16 protein-coding genes are annotated in these 17,392 nt (G+C 63.9%); 8 read left to right on the top strand and 8 right to left on the bottom strand.

Annotated elements, in window-relative coordinates:
• The first annotated feature begins 121 nt into the window (after nucleotides 1-121).
• From HBH1_RS05605 to HBH1_RS05585, 5 genes are all read left to right on the top strand, one after another.
• Nucleotides 122-811 (top strand): hydrolase, encoded by a 690-nt coding sequence (locus HBH1_RS05605; RefSeq protein WP_102661913.1) that lies wholly within the window; start codon nucleotides 122-124, stop codon nucleotides 809-811.
• Between the two features lie 87 nt (nucleotides 812-898).
• Nucleotides 899-1,066 carry a DUF1427 family protein gene (locus HBH1_RS05600; protein ID WP_006463358.1) on the top strand — a complete coding sequence of 56 codons (168 nt, stop codon included), beginning with the start codon at nucleotides 899-901 and terminating at the stop codon, nucleotides 1,064-1,066.
• A gap of 13 nt (nucleotides 1,067-1,079) precedes the next feature.
• Nucleotides 1,080-1,322, top strand: coding sequence for a DUF1427 family protein (locus tag HBH1_RS05595; RefSeq protein WP_102661912.1), 243 nt, complete (start codon nucleotides 1,080-1,082; stop codon nucleotides 1,320-1,322).
• 216 nt (nucleotides 1,323-1,538) lie between these two features.
• Nucleotides 1,539-1,973 carry a response regulator transcription factor gene (locus HBH1_RS05590; RefSeq protein WP_233207528.1) on the top strand — a complete coding sequence of 145 codons (435 nt, stop codon included), beginning with the start codon at nucleotides 1,539-1,541 and terminating at the stop codon, nucleotides 1,971-1,973.
• A gap of 82 nt (nucleotides 1,974-2,055) precedes the next feature.
• Complete coding sequence (locus HBH1_RS05585; protein ID WP_102661910.1) at nucleotides 2,056-3,615, top strand: sensor histidine kinase; 1,560 nt, start codon at nucleotides 2,056-2,058, stop codon at nucleotides 3,613-3,615.
• Nucleotides 3,616-3,680: 65 nt separating this feature from the next.
• On the opposite strand, the gene HBH1_RS05580 is transcribed toward HBH1_RS05585, so the two are convergent.
• The 3 genes from HBH1_RS05580 to HBH1_RS05570 all read right to left on the bottom strand — a co-directional run bounded on the left by HBH1_RS05580 (nucleotide 3,681) and on the right by HBH1_RS05570 (nucleotide 5,964).
• Nucleotides 3,681-4,595 (bottom strand): helix-turn-helix domain-containing protein, encoded by a 915-nt coding sequence (locus HBH1_RS05580; RefSeq protein WP_102661909.1) that lies wholly within the window; start codon nucleotides 4,593-4,595, stop codon nucleotides 3,681-3,683.
• 180 nt (nucleotides 4,596-4,775) lie between these two features.
• A complete protein-coding gene (locus HBH1_RS05575) occupies nucleotides 4,776-5,411 on the bottom strand; it encodes an FMN-binding negative transcriptional regulator (protein ID WP_102661908.1) in 636 nt (211 codons plus the stop codon).
• Between the two features lie 76 nt (nucleotides 5,412-5,487).
• Complete coding sequence (locus HBH1_RS05570; RefSeq protein WP_102661907.1) at nucleotides 5,488-5,964, bottom strand: PACE efflux transporter; 477 nt, start codon at nucleotides 5,962-5,964, stop codon at nucleotides 5,488-5,490.
• Nucleotides 5,965-6,126: 162 nt separating this feature from the next.
• Here HBH1_RS05570 and HBH1_RS05565 point away from each other — a divergent pair, with 162 nt between their 5' ends.
• A complete protein-coding gene (locus HBH1_RS05565; protein ID WP_102661906.1) occupies nucleotides 6,127-7,032 on the top strand; it encodes a LysR family transcriptional regulator in 906 nt (301 codons plus the stop codon).
• Between the two features lie 48 nt (nucleotides 7,033-7,080).
• Here HBH1_RS05565 and HBH1_RS05560 read toward each other — a convergent pair whose 3' ends face one another.
• Together HBH1_RS05560 and HBH1_RS05555 are read right to left on the bottom strand one after the other, a co-directional pair.
• Nucleotides 7,081-9,246 carry a TonB-dependent siderophore receptor gene (locus tag HBH1_RS05560; protein WP_233207527.1) on the bottom strand — a complete coding sequence of 722 codons (2,166 nt, stop codon included), beginning with the start codon at nucleotides 9,244-9,246 and terminating at the stop codon, nucleotides 7,081-7,083.
• A 382-nt stretch (nucleotides 9,247-9,628) separates the two neighbouring features.
• Nucleotides 9,629-10,087: a GNAT family N-acetyltransferase gene (locus HBH1_RS05555; protein ID WP_006463349.1), complete on the bottom strand. Its 459-nt coding sequence runs from the start codon at nucleotides 10,085-10,087 to the stop codon at nucleotides 9,629-9,631.
• Nucleotides 10,088-10,524: 437 nt separating this feature from the next.
• On the opposite strand from HBH1_RS05555, the gene HBH1_RS05550 reads away from it, so the two are divergent.
• Together HBH1_RS05550 and HBH1_RS05545 are read left to right on the top strand one after the other, a co-directional pair.
• Entirely contained in the window at nucleotides 10,525-12,099 is a 1,575-nt protein-coding gene (locus tag HBH1_RS05550; RefSeq protein WP_102661904.1) for a DUF3300 domain-containing protein, read from the top strand.
• A gap of 145 nt (nucleotides 12,100-12,244) precedes the next feature.
• Nucleotides 12,245-13,942: a peptide chain release factor 3 gene (locus HBH1_RS05545; RefSeq protein ID WP_006463347.1), complete on the top strand. Its 1,698-nt coding sequence runs from the start codon at nucleotides 12,245-12,247 to the stop codon at nucleotides 13,940-13,942.
• A gap of 253 nt (nucleotides 13,943-14,195) precedes the next feature.
• Here HBH1_RS05545 and ppa read toward each other — a convergent pair whose 3' ends face one another.
• The 3 genes from ppa to HBH1_RS05530 all read right to left on the bottom strand — a co-directional run bounded on the left by ppa (nucleotide 14,196) and on the right by HBH1_RS05530 (nucleotide 17,370).
• Nucleotides 14,196-14,729 (bottom strand): inorganic diphosphatase, encoded by a 534-nt coding sequence (gene ppa / locus HBH1_RS05540; RefSeq protein ID WP_102661903.1) that lies wholly within the window; start codon nucleotides 14,727-14,729, stop codon nucleotides 14,196-14,198.
• A 206-nt stretch (nucleotides 14,730-14,935) separates the two neighbouring features.
• Nucleotides 14,936-16,135: a heme biosynthesis protein HemY gene (locus HBH1_RS05535; RefSeq protein WP_102661902.1), complete on the bottom strand. Its 1,200-nt coding sequence runs from the start codon at nucleotides 16,133-16,135 to the stop codon at nucleotides 14,936-14,938.
• Nucleotides 16,136-16,155: 20 nt separating this feature from the next.
• Nucleotides 16,156-17,370 (bottom strand): uroporphyrinogen-III C-methyltransferase, encoded by a 1,215-nt coding sequence (locus HBH1_RS05530; RefSeq protein ID WP_102661901.1) that lies wholly within the window; start codon nucleotides 17,368-17,370, stop codon nucleotides 16,156-16,158.
• Nucleotides 17,371-17,392: the final 22 nt, after the last annotated feature.

The raw sequence follows: 17,392 nt of genomic DNA, 5'->3' as shown, positions 1-17,392 counted from the left end.
CCCTCTTGCCTATGATCGCCTCCGGCAGCCTCACTCCCGTCTGCCGGGTCGGCCCTGGCCGCGTCTCCCCGTCGCCGGGTCGCCCACACTCCTCCACACACTACCCATCTAGGGAATCATCATGACCACCAATACCAAACTCGACGTGCTGACCCCGCACAACTGCCAGCTCATCATCATCGACCATCAGCCGCAGATGGCTTTCGGCGTGCAATCGATCGACCGCCAGGTGCTCAAGAACAATGTCGTCGCCCTGGCCAAGTCGGCCAAGGTGTTCAATATCCCCACCATCTTCACCACCGTGGAAACCCAGGGCTTCTCCGGCTACACCTACCCGGAACTGCTGTCGGTGTTCCCGGAGAACGACGTCCTGGAACGTACTTCCATGAACTCCTGGGATGACCAGAAGGTGCGCGACGCCCTCAAGGCCAACGGCAAGAAGAAGGTGGTCGTGGCGGGCCTGTGGACCGAAGTCTGCAACAACAGCTTCGCCCTGTGCGCCATGGCCGAAGGTGACTATGAAATCTACATGGTGGCCGACGCCTCCGGTGGCACCTCCAAGGAAGCCCACGACTACGCCATGCAGCGCATGATCCAGGCCGGCGTGATCCCGGTGACCTGGCAGCAAGTCATGCTGGAATGGCAGCGTGACTGGGCCCGCAAGGAAACCTACTCCGCCGTCATGGACATCGTGCGCGAGCACTCCGGCGCCTACGGCATGGGCGTGGACTACGCCTACACCATGGTGCACAAGGCCGAGCAGCGTCCGCACGGCAACCAGAAGACCCTGGCACCGGTTCCGGCCAAGTAATACGGTCTGCCCTCGCCACCTGCGTCGCGGCCCCTCCACGGGCCGCAACCCAGGTGGCAGTGCACTATCTTCACGAGGAGCCGGGCCATGTCCGCTTATCTGATTTCACTGGGCGCCGGCATCCTGATCGGCGTCTTCTATGCCCTGTTCAAGGTGCGTTCTCCGGCGCCGCCGGGCATCGCCCTGATCGGCCTGCTCGGCATGGTGCTGGGCGAACGTCTGATCACTGGGGTCGGCCACCTGTTTGGCGGCTGATCCGGGAGTCCCCATGAAACCCTATCTGATTTCCCTGTTGATGGGCATCCTGGCCGGCCTGATCTATGCCGCCCTGCAGGTGCAGTCGCCAGCCCCGCCCATCATCGCCCTGCTGGGCTTGCTGGGCATGTTGATCGGCGAGCAACTGGTACCGATCGTACGGCGCAAGCTGGCCGGAGAACCGCTGACGGCTTCCTGGTTCCACCGTGAGTGCATTCCCAAGATCACGGGCAACCCGCCGCCGGACCAGAAATGAATGCCGGCTTTCCGGCCGGACGCATCGGCCAGGAAAGCCTGGCATCACAGATTGACCAGGCCATAGAGCCGTCACCCGCGAGGGTGCATAACACCGCCGCATCACCTGCCACGCTGCCCACACAGCGACCTTTTTCCAGTGCGCCGCCCGTCTGGCTGCGCACAGCTGCGCCGGCCCGCGCCAACGGCCGGTGCGGGCAACCCCGGCGCCGCGCAGATGAACCTGCGCAGGAGCCGACCATGGCCGACGATGATGAGCGAAGGGGAGAACACGCCACTGTCACAGTACCGCCCTGTCGCGGTCATTGATGACGACCTCTGGGTACGCGCTGCCTTGTGCAACCTGCTGGATTCGGCCGGGCACCGCAGCTGCAGCTTCGATACCGCCGAGGATTTTCTGGACAGCACCTGTCTGGTCCAGGCTTGCTGCGCCATCGTCGACGTCGGCTTGAAGCAGATGAGCGGCTTCGAACTGGCCGAACAGTTGGCCCGTCTGCGGCCGAACCTGCCAATCCTGTTCATCTCGGCCCAGGTCAGCCCGCCGCAGCGCATGCGTGCCAGTTCACTGGGCTTTCCGCTGCTGGCCAAGCCGGTCGATGCCGATACCCTGCTGGTACTGCTGACCGCGACCCTGCTGTATGGCCGCTTCTGACACTCTCCCGGGCGGCGTGACGCCATCGGATACGGCACAATACGGACCTGTCCCATCTTGCCCCACTCGCCAGGAGAACCCCTTGCCGTCCGCCCCATCGTCTCCCGACGACCACGATGCCCTGCTGCAAGCCCTGCGCGACCTCAGTGCCATACGCGACCCGGATCGCCTCAAGGCCGCCATCACCCATACCGTCTGCCTGCTGGCCGGCGCCCGACGCTGCCTGCTGGTAAGACAGCAGGCCGGGGTACCGCTGATCGAGGCCGAGACGCGTCGGGCCGACGACCCAGGTGACTTCCCTACGAGCGACCGCATCGCCAGCGCCGAGGAACTGGCAGGCGCGGCCCTGTCTCTCTCCCTGCTGCACCAAGGCGTGCAACAGGGTTGGCTGTATCTCTACTACGCGTCGGCTCCGGCGCCAGAGCTCGCCCATCTGGCGGGCCAGCTGGCTGCCCACGCAGCGGTGTCACTGGCCAACGCCACTGCCCATGCGCAGTTGCTGCAGGAAAATGCGCAACTGCTCTGCATCGAACGCGAACTACGCACCAGTCGCGAACTGCTCAAGCAGGGCGAGCGCTTCAACCATACCGGCAGCATGCGCTACCTGGTGCGCGAGGACCTGATGTTCTGCTCCGACGAGCTGTGCCGCATCTACGGCCTGGCACCGGGCCGCAACTGCATCACCTATGACGAGTTCGCCGCCATCATGCATCCGGATGACCGGCAGGAAGTGATCGATACCGTCAACGCCGCCGTCGCCATGGGTGGCACCATCCGCGTGGAGCACCGCATCTGCCGCCAGGACACCGGGGAGGTGCGCTATCTCTCCGGCATCGGCAAGCCGGTGTGGGTGGACGGCACCTTCGTCGAATACATGGGAACCGCCACCGACATCACCGTGCGACGCCAGGCCGAATATGCGATCCGCGCCGCCCAGATCGACATGGAGCGCGTTTCGCGCGCCAATACCGTGGGGCAACTGACCGCCTCCATTGCCCACGAGATCAACCAGCCGCTGATGTCCATCGTCTCCAATGCCGGCGCCAGCCTGCGCTGGCTGGACCGTCCCACACCCGAACTGGTACAGGCGCGCGCCGGACTGCGCGACATCATCACCGAGGGAAAGCGTGCCGCCGGCATCATCAAGGGGCTGCAGAACCTGACGCGCAATACTGAACCTTCCTTCACGCGGGTCAATCTGCATGGCTTGATCCGGCACATCCTGATGCTCTCGCGCAGCGAGCTGGAGCGGCGCGAAGTGGCGTTGAACCTGGCGCTCAATCCGGTGGACGTCTATGTACTGGGGGACCTGGTGCAGCTGCAGCAGGTGATGCTGAACCTGGTGGTCAATGCCCTCGATGCCATGGATGCGGTGCCGGAAAAGGCCGGTACGCTCAGCATCAGCGCCAGTTGCTGCAACGAGCAACGGGTCGAGGTCAGGGTGCAGGATAACGGCGTGGGGATTGCCGAAGAGGCGATGTCACGCATCTTCGATGCCTTCTACACCACCAAGGACGACGGCATGGGCATGGGCCTGGCCATCTGCCGCTCCATCATCGAAAGCCATCGGGGACGCCTACACGCCAGCGCTGCGCCGTCCGGCGGCAGCATCTTCAGCTTCGACCTGCCGCGCGTGCCGTAAGCAGCCCGCACGCAGGCCGGGGCCGGATTGGTATCCGACCCTCCCCCTTTTCAGCCGAGCGCGCCTCAGCGCTGACTACGGCGCCAGGTGCCCGGCGGGGTCCCTGCCACCTGCGTGAACACACGGCTGAAATGACTCTGGTCGCAGAAATCGCAAGCCAGCGCGATCTCCGCCAATGACAGTTCGGTCTGGCGCAGGTAGTGGCGTGCCATTTCCACGCGCTGCACCAGCAGCCACTGGTGGGGCGTGTGGCCGGTACTGGCCTTGAAGGCGCGCAGGAAATAACTCGCCGACATATTGCACTCGCGCGCGATTTCGGGAATGGAAACGTTGCCCCGCCCCTTTTGCAACAGCATCTGCTTGGCGCGTTCCTCATGCAGGCGCGACAGGCGCACGGTCTGCGAAGACGGTGCCGACGCTCCGCCGTAACGCCGCAGCAGGTGGGTACCGATGGCCACGCCTAGCTGGTCCACGAACAGGAGGCTGTCCGGCTGGGGCCGGGCCTGTGCCAGTGCCGGCGCCAGCGCGCATGCCAGGTGAGCCAGGATGGGGTCGGACTGGCCGGTGACGGTCGCCAGCCCGGTCACGCGCCGCTGCCCGGCGCGCAGCTCATCGCTGGCAGTATGAAACCAGGATAGCGGTAGCTCCATCAGCAGGAAATCGAACGGCCCCTGCAGATCGGCCCGATATTCTTCGGAAAAATCGCGCGTATAGACGGCGCCGGCGCCGAAATCGAAGCGGGCCGCCTGACTGCCCCGGAAGATGCTGCGCCGGTGCTGCGGCGCCATCGAGATGCCGACCAGGAAACCGCGATCCGAGGGCGGCGTCTGCACCTGGGAAAGTTCCCTGCCATCAACCCGCTTGCGATAGAAACTGAACTCGCTGCCCTGCAGTTCCTGGCTCTGGCCCAGGCTCCGGGCGGAGCAGCCAAGGGAATCGCTGCGGGCAGCATGGGGGGACAAAGGGGTCGGGGAAGACATGGGCACCCTCGTTGCAAGCGGAAAAAACGGAACGGTGTCCAGGCACCGATGCGGGGAATTCTACACAGAGGCGGTCAGTATGTGTGTACGTAACTTCACTGACATCGCGCAGTTAGGTACCAGTAAGAGCCGATATGCAGCCAATTTGCAGTCCATCAGCGGACAAGCTGCACCGAGGCCTTATGACTTTTTCGTTGCAGCCTCCAGCATGGCCTGGCCGATGGCCTCGTGGCCCCGTGCCAGCAGGGCCTCACCCGCGCCGACGATGTCCCGCACTTCCTTGTTCTGGCTCAGCTTGCGCTTGCCTTCCAGACGCGTGATCTCGATCTCGATGCCGACGATGGCCTGCAGCAGGGTATCGGTGAATTCGGCGGGCGCGTCCGACATCTTCCACGGCTTTTCTTCGGCGGCTTCATGGGTGCGCGTCAAGCGGGCCACCACGCCGCGTACGTAGCGCTCGTCGTCACGGATGGTGACCCGGCCATGGGCGTGCGCCACCATGTAGTTCCAGCTCGGCACCTGGCGATGGGCTTCATGCTTGCTGGGATACCAGCTGGGCGAGATATAGGCGTCGCCGGCCGAGAACACCGCCAGCACCGCATCGCCATCGGCCAGTTCGCGCCACAGCGGATTGGCGCGTGCCACGTGCAGGTGCAAGGTCCCCAGCGCGCCCTGCGCGGGATCGAGGTGACACGGCAGGTGATTGGCATCGAGCCCGCCAGCGGTGTGCGAGACCAGCACGCCGAAGGGATGCGCGGTGATCAGCTGATGCAGCTCGGCAGTATCGGTCTGGGCGAAGTGGGCGGGGACGTACATGGCGGTTCCTGGCGGGATGGGTAGCGCGCTATTTTAAAACAATAAGGCGGTCAGACAGTGGCGCTACCCGCCGGGATCAGCGGGCGCCTGCGATCGGTGCCGCCGGCTTCGCCTGGACAGGCTGCGACTCGAGCGGCAAGGCCGAACTGGGCAGGCCGAAGATGCGGTCGAACAGCAGGTTGAACAGGTAGGTATAGATCATGAAGAACACGATCAGCCCGAAGTCCAGCACCAGCGCGTCCCACAGGCTGATATCCAGCCACCACGCGAACAGCGGCACCAGCATCATCACCAGCCCGCCCTCGAAACCGATGGCGTGCACTGCGCGACGGCCGAAGCTGCGGCCGCGACGCGGCTGGCGTGCTTCCCAGCGCTCGAAAAGACCATTGAACACGAAGTTCCACAGGAAGGCGATGGTGGAGGAAGCCACCGCTGCCGCCCAGGAATGGCTGCTATCGTGGCCGGCGAATACCGTCAGGCCCACCGTGGTGAAGACGATGGCCAGCGCCTCGAAAAGGCTGGCGTAGACCAGCTTGCGTTTGAAACCTTGCATGAGTTCTCCTGTTGCAAGCCCTGGCCGGCCACAGGCTGTGGATGAAGCAACACGGCTGGTCTTGCAATGGAAAGCATTCTATGATGATGTTTTTGATAGAAGAAGTCGGCTTCTTTCAGTTTTTCTGATAGATCGCTGGCCGCTTCGCCACCCTTCCCTGCCATGGCTTTCTCCAGCGACAACGTCAAGGTCTTCCTGGCCGTCCTCGACAGCGGCTCCTTCTCTGCGGCGGCACGCGCGCTGGGGCGCGTACCCTCCTCGGTGAGCATGACCATCAGCCAGCTCGAAGCGGAACTGGACCTGGTGCTGTTCGACCGCACCGCCCGCGATGCCCGTCCCACCGAACTGGCGCGGGCGCTGGAGCCGGATGCGCGCCTGCTGGCCAGCACCCTGCGCCAGCTCGACACCCACGCCCTGGCCATGCATCGCGGGCTGGAGCGCAAGTTGACGCTGGCCGTGGCGCCCGAACTGCTGTCCATTCCCTGGGCCCGGCCGCTGGCGGTCCTGGCCACGGAATTCCCCTCGCTGGAGGTGGAGGTGCTGTCCTCGCCGCAGGCCGACGCCATGCGCATGCTCTATGACAATACGGCGCAACTGGCGCTGGTCTTCGAGCGCCATGCCGGCAACGACCGCGAGGCCTTCCAGGAATTCAGCAGCGAGATGATGGTGGCCGTGATCGCGCCGGATCATCCGGCACGGCTGCGCAAGAAGCGCAAGCTGCGCTACGAGGACCTGTACGACATCCGCCAGATCGCCGTGGCCAGCCGCGATGCCCGCATCTCCGACCCGCGCTTCTTCCTGGCGCGGCAGATCTGGCGCACCGACAATCACCTGGCCACGCTGTCGCTGGTGCGCGAGGGCCTGGGCTGGGCCTACCTGCCACACAGCCTGGTGCAGACCCAGATCGAGGCCGGCGGGCTGGTGGTGATCGACTTCGACAACATCAGCAACCAGCAACGCATGTGGGTGGACGTGGTCTGGAGCAAGGACCGCCCGCTGGGCCTGGGCGCGCAGCGCTTCGTGGCCCTCATGCGGGAGATGGCACCGAGCCGGCGCAAGCGCAAATGAGCGGCCTGCGCCGGCATCCGGGCCGGTAACAGCAAGGCTGCGCGCCGCTCAATACTCCCAGCGCAGGCTCACCGTGCCGTTGACCGGTGCCGCATAGTAGGACTGGCTCCAGTAGACGGTGGTCAGGTACTGCTTGTTGAGCACGTTGTTCAGGCTGGCCGACAGGGTCAGGTTCTTGCTGATGTCATAGCTGGCCATCAGGTTCAACACCGAGTAACCGCCCTGGTAGGCGGTATTGCTGCTGTCGTAGCTGCTCTTGCTCTGGTAGTTCAGGCTGGCGCCGATCTTGGCCTTTTCCAGCTGCGGCAGGCGGTAGGTGGTCGACAGGCGCAGCTGGCGGCGCGGGACGTACTGGCGCACCTGCTTGCCCTCGTCACCGGTGATGCGTTGCCAGACCACGCCGGCACCGACCTGCCAGTCGCGGGTGAGCTCACCCGACACCTCATATTCGATCCCTTCGGAGCGCGCATTGATGCCACGGTAATAGGCGCGGGCGCCGATGGTACCGGCCTGCTCGGCCACATTGCTCTGGTCGACCTGGAACACGGCCAGCGAGGTATTGAGCTTGCCGTCGGCAAACTCCCCCTTCACGCCCAGTTCATATGAGCGACCGCGGGCGGCGGCCAGCACGGCGCCGGCAGCATCGGTTCGGGTCTGGGGATTGAAGATCTTGGTGTAGTTGCCGTACACCGAGAAATGCTCATCCAGGTCCACCGTCAGGCCGACGTAGGGCGACAGCGCCGACTGCGCCAGCGCATGCGGTTCGCCATAGGCGTAGCCGGAGGCGTCGGCCTGGGTGTAGTTGGCCCCCAGCATCAGTTTCGCCCGGTCCGACAGGTTCAGGCGGGTGGCCCCATAGACGCTCCTGCGACGGTCGGTGTAGCGACTGCCATCGGTCCCGTCATCGAAGACCGGCAGCGCAAAGCTGCCATCGAAGGCCTGCTGCCCGAACAGCTCGGTGCCGATGCCACGGCCGTAGTTGCTGACATCGACTACACGGGAGTTGGAGAGATTCACGCCCAGGTTGAATTCATGCTCGCGCCCCAGCAAGTTGTATTTGCCGCTGAGGTTGCTGTCCAGGTAGGCCTGGCGGTTCACGCCGGCATACAGACTGGGATAGGCATACAGCCCGCCGCCGGTGCTCTTGTCGGGTGTGCCATAGACATAGAACAGGGCGGAATCGGTGCGCATCTCGTTATAGCCCACCGTGCTCTTCCATTGCCAGCCTGCGCTGAGGTCCTGATTCAGTTCGGCAAAGACCCGCTGCTGTTCGGTATCCATGCGCGACCAGTCCGCAGATGTGCTGGTATTGCTGCCGTAATGCGTGGCCGTGCCGTCGGTATAGCTCAGGGGCAAGGCTCCCCACATGGCGCCCTTGCCATGCACTTTCTGATAGCTGTAGCCCAGGGTCAGGAGGGTGCTGCTGCTGAGGTTGGCCTCCACCACGCCGTAGAACAGGTCGCGCGTGGGGCGATAGCGGTCGAGGTAGGAATTGCCCTCCTGATGGCTTGCCACCATCCGCGCCGCCACGGTGCCGGCCTCGTTGACGGCACCGGAGATGTCGGCTTCCAGCCGGCGGGTATTCCACGAGCCATAGCTGAGCGCCGCCGAAGCCTGGAAATCCGTGGTCGGCCGCTTGCGGATGAAGTTGATCGTGGCCGACGGGTCGCCCGTGGAGGTAGTGAGCCCGTTGGCGCCGCGCACGATCTCCACGCGGTCGAACATGGCCATGTCGGTATCGCCGTACATCAGGCCGTAGGTCATGGGGATGCCGATGCCATCGAACATGAAGTTGGTGATGTCGAAACCGCGTGAGGTGTAGTAGGTGCGGTCGGTTTCCACGCGGTCCACCGTCACCCCGGGCGTGGTGGCGAAGACATCGTTGATGCTGGTGAGATGGAAGTCTTCCATCCTGGCACGCGTGACCACCGAGACCGACTGCGGCGTCTGGCGCGGCGAGAGCGAGAACTTGGTCGCCGAGCGGCTGCGCTTGACGGTATAGCTGTCGCTGCCTTCGGTGGGCGGCTGCTCGACCTGCGGGGCCGAGACGGTGACCTCGGGCAAGGCCCCGCTCTGGTCGGCGACTGCTTGCTGTGCCTGTGCACACAGGGTGAACCCGGCCATGCCGGCCATCAGCATGGCACGGCACAGCGGACGCAGGGAGGGATGGGAGTTTGATGCGGGAACGGCAGATGCAAAGAGGGAGGGTGACATCAAGGTTATCCTGATCGAAGAAAAATTTGTCAGTTTCATTTATATAAATACGAATGATAATGGTTCGTATTCGCTATAAATTTTATGCTGTCTTGCAGATTTCGTCAGGAAATTTCGTTCATTTCGACGCGTCTTTACATTTGCCCTGGACCGCGAAACAGCTTGCCGAGCGACGCGCACGCGGACTGGTACGCAGACAGACGCGACAGAGGGAAATACAGGAAAAAGTACGGAGAAGGTACGGAGAAAGTACGGAGGGCGTGGCGACGGCCATACCACCAGCGGCAGCGCAGTGCGGGGAAGGAAAAGAAGGCGGAGAAGAAAAGTCAGCGAAGCTGCAGACCACGACGGAGCGACGCGCTGCGCTCCGCCGTCGCTGCATTTACTGCGGACTGGCCTGACGGTAGATGTCCGGCCGGGAGATATGCCAGACGAAATCGCCGCGATTGATGGCTTCGAATCCACAGCTGGCATACAGCCAGGGGGCCGTCGAGGTGGTCAGCATGACCCGGCGCAGCTTCTGCAGGGTGGGATGCTGGTTCACCGACTCGATCATCCAGCGGCCCAGGCCCTGGCGGCGCAGGTCGCTGATGACGAAGACGTCGCACAGGTAGCCGAAGGTGGCGTGGTCGGTCACCACGCGGGCGAAGCCGATCTGCTCCTTGCCGCGATACAGGCCGAAGCACAGGCTGTTGGCGATGGCGGTGCGCACGGTGTTCAGGTCGATGCCGGGGGACCAGCTCGATTGGGTCAATACGTCGTGGATGAGGGGGATGTCCAGCCGGTCGGGATCGGTGTCGATGAGAAAATCATCGCGCCGCCAGATCAGGTGATGGCTCATGGTCGTTCCTTGCTTGATGGCTTGTTGTCGTAAAAAGATTGCCTGATGCGGTGCTGCGAAAACAGTTTGGAACGTTTCCCCTCTTCCGGTCGTGTCAGTGATTCATCTGCGCAAGGGCTATAGGCCGCCCGATTAATTGCCCGATTAATTGCCCGATTAATTGCCCGATTGATCGATTCCATTGATGAGATTTGTTCCGTGGCCGTTCATGATGCCACACCCGCCCCCGCCTTGCGCAAGGCTTTCCACCGGGCAAGCGGCCCGCACCACCGAGTTGCGACCAGGTTGCGCCCCCATCCGGCCACTGAAACATCGCTTGCACTTCCGTTACACCTCCCTCTTGCCGGTTGACGGACTATAGGTTCACTTCAATGCGTTGGAAGCCGAATACTTCTTCAAGTCCCTTCCTTCCGGCGCAATTCGGCAAGGAGAATGACGTGAACAAGAAATCCCTGGCCTGGGCCGCCTGCCTGCTGTTTTCACTGGTCTCGGGCCTGCCCGCGCAGGCGCAAAGTGCCTACCCCGCGGTACCGGCCGCCCCGCCCGTCTACACCCAGCAACAACTGGACCAGATGCTGGCGCCGGTAGCCTTGTATCCCGATTCGCTGCTGGCACAGGTGCTGATGGCCTCGACCTATCCGCTGGAAGTGGTGCAGGCGCAGCGCTTCGTGGAAGCCCGCCCCGGCCTGCAAGGCGATGGCCTGGCGCGGGCGGTGGCGCCCATGCCCTGGGACCCGAGCGTGAAGGCGCTGGTGCAATTCCCCTCGGTATTGGCCATGCTCAATGACCGCCTGGACTGGACCCAGCAGATGGGCCAGGCCTTCCTCGGCCAGCAGGCATCGGTGATGGACACGGTGCAGAACCTGCGCGAGCGTGCGCGCATTGCCGGTACGCTGGAATCCAGCCCGCAGCAGCGCGTGGTGGTGCAGGATGAAATGATCGAGATCGTGCCGGTCAACCCCCAGGTGGTCTATGTGCCCTACTACAACCCGGTGGTGGTGTATGGCGACTGGTGGTGGCCGTCGGCACCGCCCGTGGTGTGGGCGCCGCCGCCGCGCTACCGCCCGCCCAGCTATGCGCCGGGCTTCTCGGCCAGCATCAGCTTTGGCGCCGGTATCGGCGTGATGAACGCGGTGTTCGGCGATGCCCGTCCCGACTGGCGGCAGCGGCAGGTGATGGTGAGCCAGACCCGCATCAATAACGTCACCAATGTCACCAACGTGAACAACATCAACAACACCCGGGTGGTCAATAACGTCACGGTCAACCAGCGGCCGGTGGTCTGGCATCACGATGCGCGCTATGGCGGTGGTGGACGTTACGCCCGCCAACCGGCACCCGCCCTGACTCCGCCGCCCGGTCCGGGGCAAGCTCAGGCCCAGGCCACACCATCGTGGCGCGATCACCCGATGCCGGGCGCCCAGCCTCGCCCGCTGCCGGTGGCGGACAATGTCCAGCAGCGTGTGGCCCAGCAGGATCAGTTGCGTCAGCGCCAGGCGGTGGAGCAGCAACACCAACGGGAGCAGCAGGCCAATGAGCAGCAACGCCAGCGCGAACAGATGATCCGCCAGCAGCAGGACCAGCGCGAGCAGCAAGGCCGGGAACAACGCCAGCAGCAACAGGCGCAGGAGCGGCAATGGCAGCAGCGCCAGCAGGAGACGCAACAGCAACTGCAACATCAGCAACAGACGCAGCAACGGCAATTGCAGCAGCAACAGCGTGAACAGCAGATGCGCCAGCAGGAGACGCAACAGCAACTGCAGCACCAGCAACAGATGCAGCAACGGCAATTACAACAGCAACAGCGCGAACAGCAGATGCGCCAGCAGCAGCTGCAGAACCAGCAGCATGATCAGCAGCGCCAGATGGAACAGGCGCGGGAGCAAAGCCGCCAGCACCAGGAACAGGCGCAACGCCAGCAGGTCCAGCAGCAGGCACGCCAGCAACAGCAGAGGGAGCAGCAACGCGACCAGCATCCTCGGCGCGAAGAGCGCCCTGACGAACGTTCCTGAGGAGAACGTTCCTGAGCACCGTTACAAAGCACTGTTCGCAACGGCCCGCCCCGGCAGAGCTTGCCATCCGGCAAACATGCGGGAGCGCGGGCCGCTTCAGTTATAATCTCGGGTTCTCCAGAGCTTTCCAAACAGGCGACCCGCCATGCAAGAACCCAGCAACGCACTCCCCGACGTCGCCAGCAGCGCTGCCGACGACGCATCCGACGCTTCGGACGTCTCCAGCGGTGGCCGCAAGGTCTCGTCCGACCTGATCGCGCGCGAAGTGAAGCGCCGCCGTACCTTCGGCATCATTTCCCACCCTGACGCCGGCAAGACCACGCTGACCGAAAAGCTGCTGCTGTTCTCGGGTGCGATCCAGCTGGCAGGTACCGTGAAGGCGCGCAAGAGCGGCCGTCATGCGACCTCGGACTGGATGGAAATCGAAAAGCAGCGCGGCATCTCGGTGGCCAGCTCGGTGATGCAGTTCGAGTACCGCGACCACGTGGTCAACCTGCTTGACACCCCGGGCCACCAGGACTTCTCCGAAGATACCTACCGCGTGCTCACCGCCGTGGACTCGGCGCTGATGGTGATCGACGCCGCCAAGGGCGTGGAAGAACAGACCATCAAGCTGTTGAACGTCTGCCGCATGCGCAATACGCCCATCATCACCTTCATGAACAAGCTGGACCGCGAGACCCGCGATTCGCTGGAGCTGCTCGATGAGCTGGAGTCGGTGCTCAAGATCCAGTGTGCGCCGGTGACCTGGCCGATCGGCATGGGCAAGAACTTCCGTGGCGTGTATCACCTGCTGCGCGACGAGATCATGCTCTTCAAGGCCGGCGAAGAACGCGCCAACGGCAACGTGGAAATCATCAAGGGCATCGACAACCCCAAGCTGGCAGAGATGTTCCCGCTGGAGATCGAACAACTGAAGATGGAGGTGGAGCTGGTGCATGGCGCCTCCCACCCCTTCAATCTGGACGACTTCCTGGCCGGTGTACAGACGCCGGTGTTCTTCGGTTCGGCCATCAACAACTTCGGCGTGCGCGAGATCCTCGACGCGCTGCTGGACTGGGCGCCCGGTCCGGGCGGCCGCGACGCCACCGTGCGCGAGGTCAAGCCGACCGAGGAGCCGTTCTCCGGCTTCGTCTTCAAGATCCAGGCCAACATGGACCCGGCGCACCGTGATCGCATCGCCTTCCTGCGCGTGTGCTCGGGCCGCTTCGAACGCGGCATGAAGTTGAAGCACCTGCGCCTGAACCGTGACATCAAAGTGTCCTCGGTGGTGACCTTCATGGCCTCCAGCCGCGAGCAGGTGGAAGAAGCCTATGCCGGCGACATCATCGGCCTGCCCAACCACGGCAACATGCAGATCGGCGACAGCTTCTCCGAAGGCGAGATGCTGCAGTTCACCGGCATCCCCTACTTCGCGCCGGACTTCTTCCGGGTGGCGCGCATCCGCAATCCGCTCAAGATCAAGCAGTTGCACAAGGGCCTGCAGCAATTGGGCGAAGAAGGCGCGGTGCAGGTCTTCAAGCCGGTCACCGGCAGCGACCTGATCCTGGGTGCGGTGGGTGTGCTGCAGTTCGAAGTGGTGGCCAGCCGCCTGTTGAACGAATATGGCGTCGATGCCGTCTTCGAAGGGACCAGCATCAGCAGCGCCCGCTGGATCACCTGCGAGGACAAGAAGAAGCTGGCCGATTTCGAACGCTCCTCGGCCGGTGCCAACCTGGCCGTGGATGCGGCCGGCAACCTGGCCTACCTGGCCAGCTCGGGCGTGAACCTGCGCCTGACCCAGGAACGCTGGCCGGAAGTCACCTTCCACGCCACCCGCGAGCACGCCGCCAAGCTGGACTAAGGTGTTGCTCTTGCACTGCGTACGCGCCTACCGTTCGGACTGAGTAGACGCGCAGCGTCGTATCGAAGACGCGACTACGGCGCGACATCCGCTGACGGAGCGCCCCTTCGCCAGGCTCAGGACAGGCTTCGATACGGCCCATTCGGGCCTACTCAGTCCGAACGGGTGTGGTTGGTAATCGACGGATCAAAAAAAAATCGCCCGACAGGTTTGCGCCTGTCGGGCGATTTTTCTTGTGCGGCTTGTCGCGGGATTACTTGGCGTTCTTGTACGCTTCCACGCCAGCCAGGATTTCGGCACGTGCCGAGTCCGGGCCTTCCCAGCCTTCGACCTTGACCCACTTGCCCTTTTCCAGGTCCTTGTAGTGTTCGAAGAAGTGCTTGATCTGGTTCAGGCGCAGTTCGTTCAGGTCTTCCGGCTTTTGCCAGTGGGTGTAGATCGGCAGGATCTTGTCGACCGGCACGGCCAGCAGCTTGGCATCGATACCGGATTCGTCGGCCATCTTGAGCACGCCGATCGGGCGGCAACGCACCACCACGCCCGGGATCAGCGGGAACGGGGTGATCACCAGCACGTCCACCGGGTCACCGTCCTGCGACAGGGTCTGGGGAATGTAGCCGTAGTTGCACGGGTAGTGCATGGCGGTGCCCATGAAGCGGTCGACGAAGATGGCGCCGGTGTCCTTGTCCACTTCGTACTTGATCGGATCGGCGTTCATCGGGATCTCGATGATCACGTTGAAGTCATTGGGCAGGTCGCGGCCGGCGGGGACGTTGTTCAGGCTCATGGGATTCTCACTAGGGAAAGAAAACAGAAAGCTTTTTCGCGCAGGCCGTACGGCGGGCCTGATCGCGGAAAGCCGCAATTATAGCGGCAATCGGACTTGGGTCTGCATCTTGGCGGCTGCAACTTACGCCAACATGACAGCCGCCTGCAAAAAAGGCGGAAGGGCTTGCGCCGCTTCCGCCTTGGTCATTCCTGCCTGCAACAAGTTCAACGGATGGCCGTGGCCAGGGCGCATTGCTTGTAGTGGGCGGCGGCCTGGTCCGGCTGGTCCAGCGCTTCATGCAGCTGCGCCAGCGCCAGATGCGATTCGCGCACGGTGCGCGGCTCGATGGCGTCCGACAGGGCTTGCTCCAGATGGCGCTGGGCCTTGCCCCACAGCTTCTGGCGCAGGCAGAACATGCCCAGGGTCAGGGCCAGTTCGGCGTCGGTGGGATTGCGGGAGAGCCAGGATTCACAATGCTCGATCTGCGACAGCAGCGCCGGCGAGCCTGCCTCGGCCGTCGATTCGCGGTAGGCACGCAAGAGGCGGATATCCCAGTCGGCCGCCAGGGCGCGTTCCAGCAGGCTGCGCGCTTCGTCATGCAGGCCACGGCTGGAGAAGGCCTGGGCCGCGCGCACGGCGATGTAGGGCTTGAGCTTGTCGGTGCCGGGAACACCGTTCCAGAGCAGGCGGATCGATTCGGCATCGTGCGCCCTGTCCGACAGCAAGGCGTCGTAGGACATCTCGCGCAGACGGTTGGACAGGGCCGGATGCAGGGCATTGCGCTTGTCCAGGGTCTGCAGCAGACGCAATACCTCGGGCCAGTTCTTGGCTTGCTGGTTGGCCTTGAGCGCCCACTGCAACGCCTGGATGTGGCGCGTGCCGTTGGCGTTGAGTTCTTCCACCGTTTCCAGCGCCTGCTTGAAGTGGTGTTCATCCACCTGCAGTTCGAGCGCGGTCATCAGGCGCGCCGCCTTCAGGGTGGGGTCGACCTCGGTGCTGGCCAGCCAGATATCGCGGCGTTCGCCCTGGCGCATGCGATGCGCGGCGCGGGCGGCGATCAGGGCCGCGATGCCGGCATTGTCGGCCAGGTCGCAGGCACGGGTGGCCGACTTTTCAGCCTGGCCGAAGCGACCTTCGAAATAGGCCTTGAGCGCATCGCGCAGGGCCTTGTTGCTTTCGTTCTCGCGCTTGGCACGGCGATAGGCGATCACGCGGCCAGGCAGCTTCTGCGTCAGGCGCACGGCGCGGATGACCACGTAGATCGCCAGGAACACCGCCAGCACGGCAAAGATGAAGAAGTTCAGGGACAGGTCGATGCGGTACGGCGGATAGAACAGCACCACATTGCCCGGGTTGAAGCGTGCCAGCACGGCCAGGCCGATGGCGGACGCGAAGAGGGTCAGGAGCCAGAGCAGTATTTTCATATCAGGTATGCGTCAGCGGCTCAGGGACGGGCCTTGTAGTTGCGCACCGCGTTGAGGCTTTCCGCCAGCGTGGGCAACTGGATGGACAGGTTGCTGCCCTGCACCTGCTTCAACAGCGACTGGGTGGTCTGGACCTGCTTGGCGCGGGTATCGAAATACTTGGCGATGGTGTCCTGGGCCGAGGCCAGATCGTTGCGGAAGGCGAATTCGTTGCGAGACAGCAGCGCCAGGCGGGCATTCAAGAGACGCAGCTTGAGGTTCTCGCGCACGAAATAGGCCTGACCGGGCGAGAGCAGGATCGCCTCGGGCGTCTGCACTTCGCGGATGCGCACCAGCTGGCGCAGCTCGGACCACATCTCGGTGCTCATGCTCTGCCAGGTTTCACGGGCGCCGGCCAGCCATTGCGACCAGGCGGAGGCTTCGGCCGGTGCGGCTTCGGCCTTGGTGTTTGTCTTGGGATGCGCGGCATTGGCCTTGCTGACCGGGGCCGCTGCGGGCGCCGGGCTCACGCGCTGCGGACGGGGTTCGGTGGCCGATTCCACCGGACGCTCGTCCACCAGCAACGGCATGTTGTCGATCTGGCCGATGGCGCTGTCCAGACGCACGGCGATGCCGGCGATGTCCACCGTCGGCAGTGCCTTCAGACGTTCGATGTCGCGCGCGATGGCGCGGCGGATGACGATGAACTGCGCCTTGTCCGAGCGCGACAGGCTCTTGTCGGCATTCTGCAGGGCGATCAGGGCGCCCTGGACGTTGCCGGCCAGTTCCAGCTGCTGGTCGGCGGTGGAGAGCACTTCCTCGATCTCGGAGAGTGCCCAGTCGTCGCGGTTCTTGTTGAGGTCCTGGTACATCTGCTCCAGGGCCAGTTGCTGGCTCTGGGATTCGGCCTGCTTGCTGTCGAGCACGCTGACCTTGGATTGCAGTTCCTTGGTGCTTTCCTGCACGCTCTTCAACACGCCCTTGAGCTCATTGCTGCTGTTGTCGCCGCTCTGCAGGCGCTGCGCCACTTCGCTGCGCAGGTCGCGCAGTTCGGAATGCGAGACCCACCACTGCGCACCCAGGCCGGCAATGACCAGCAGCAGCACGACGGTCTGTGCCCGCTGGCGACGGCGGATCACGGCGGTGCCGTCCGGCGTGGTGAAGGTATAGGACGCCTGCGAGGCGGCCGCACCAGCGCTCTGGCTGGCTTGCGGCTGGGGCTCCGGCAATTGGGGAGTGGATTGCTGTTCGTTCATGGGCTGGATTGTAACGCGGCAA

The organism is Herbaspirillum sp. BH-1, assembly GCF_002870055.1.
GTDB classification, from domain to species: domain Bacteria; phylum Pseudomonadota; class Gammaproteobacteria; order Burkholderiales; family Burkholderiaceae_D; genus Herbaspirillum; species Herbaspirillum frisingense.
This window is presented reverse-complemented; position numbering and strand designations above follow the sequence as displayed.

What these genes read in the sequence shown, in the direction of transcription:
- HBH1_RS05605 (WP_102661913.1), top strand. Translation starts at nt 122, where the DNA reads ATGACCACCAATACCAAACTCGACGTGCTGACCCCGCACAACTGCCAG.
- HBH1_RS05600 (WP_006463358.1), top strand. Translation starts at nt 899, where the DNA reads ATGTCCGCTTATCTGATTTCACTGGGCGCCGGCATCCTGATCGGCGTC.
- HBH1_RS05595 (WP_102661912.1), top strand. Translation starts at nt 1,080, where the DNA reads ATGAAACCCTATCTGATTTCCCTGTTGATGGGCATCCTGGCCGGCCTG.
- HBH1_RS05590 (WP_233207528.1), top strand. Translation starts at nt 1,539, where the DNA reads ATGAACCTGCGCAGGAGCCGACCATGGCCGACGATGATGAGCGAAGGG.
- HBH1_RS05580 (WP_102661909.1), bottom strand. Translation starts at nt 4,595, where the DNA reads ATGTCTTCCCCGACCCCTTTGTCCCCCCATGCTGCCCGCAGCGATTCC.
- HBH1_RS05575 (WP_102661908.1), bottom strand. Translation starts at nt 5,411, where the DNA reads ATGTACGTCCCCGCCCACTTCGCCCAGACCGATACTGCCGAGCTGCAT.
- HBH1_RS05570 (WP_102661907.1), bottom strand. Translation starts at nt 5,964, where the DNA reads ATGCAAGGTTTCAAACGCAAGCTGGTCTACGCCAGCCTTTTCGAGGCG.
- HBH1_RS05565 (WP_102661906.1), top strand. Translation starts at nt 6,127, where the DNA reads ATGGCTTTCTCCAGCGACAACGTCAAGGTCTTCCTGGCCGTCCTCGAC.
- HBH1_RS05560 (WP_233207527.1), bottom strand. Translation starts at nt 9,246, where the DNA reads ATGTCACCCTCCCTCTTTGCATCTGCCGTTCCCGCATCAAACTCCCAT.
- HBH1_RS05555 (WP_006463349.1), bottom strand. Translation starts at nt 10,087, where the DNA reads ATGAGCCATCACCTGATCTGGCGGCGCGATGATTTTCTCATCGACACC.
- HBH1_RS05545 (WP_006463347.1), top strand. Translation starts at nt 12,245, where the DNA reads ATGCAAGAACCCAGCAACGCACTCCCCGACGTCGCCAGCAGCGCTGCC.
- ppa (WP_102661903.1), bottom strand. Translation starts at nt 14,729, where the DNA reads ATGAGCCTGAACAACGTCCCCGCCGGCCGCGACCTGCCCAATGACTTC.
- HBH1_RS05535 (WP_102661902.1), bottom strand. Translation starts at nt 16,135, where the DNA reads ATGAAAATACTGCTCTGGCTCCTGACCCTCTTCGCGTCCGCCATCGGC.
- HBH1_RS05530 (WP_102661901.1), bottom strand. Translation starts at nt 17,370, where the DNA reads ATGAACGAACAGCAATCCACTCCCCAATTGCCGGAGCCCCAGCCGCAA.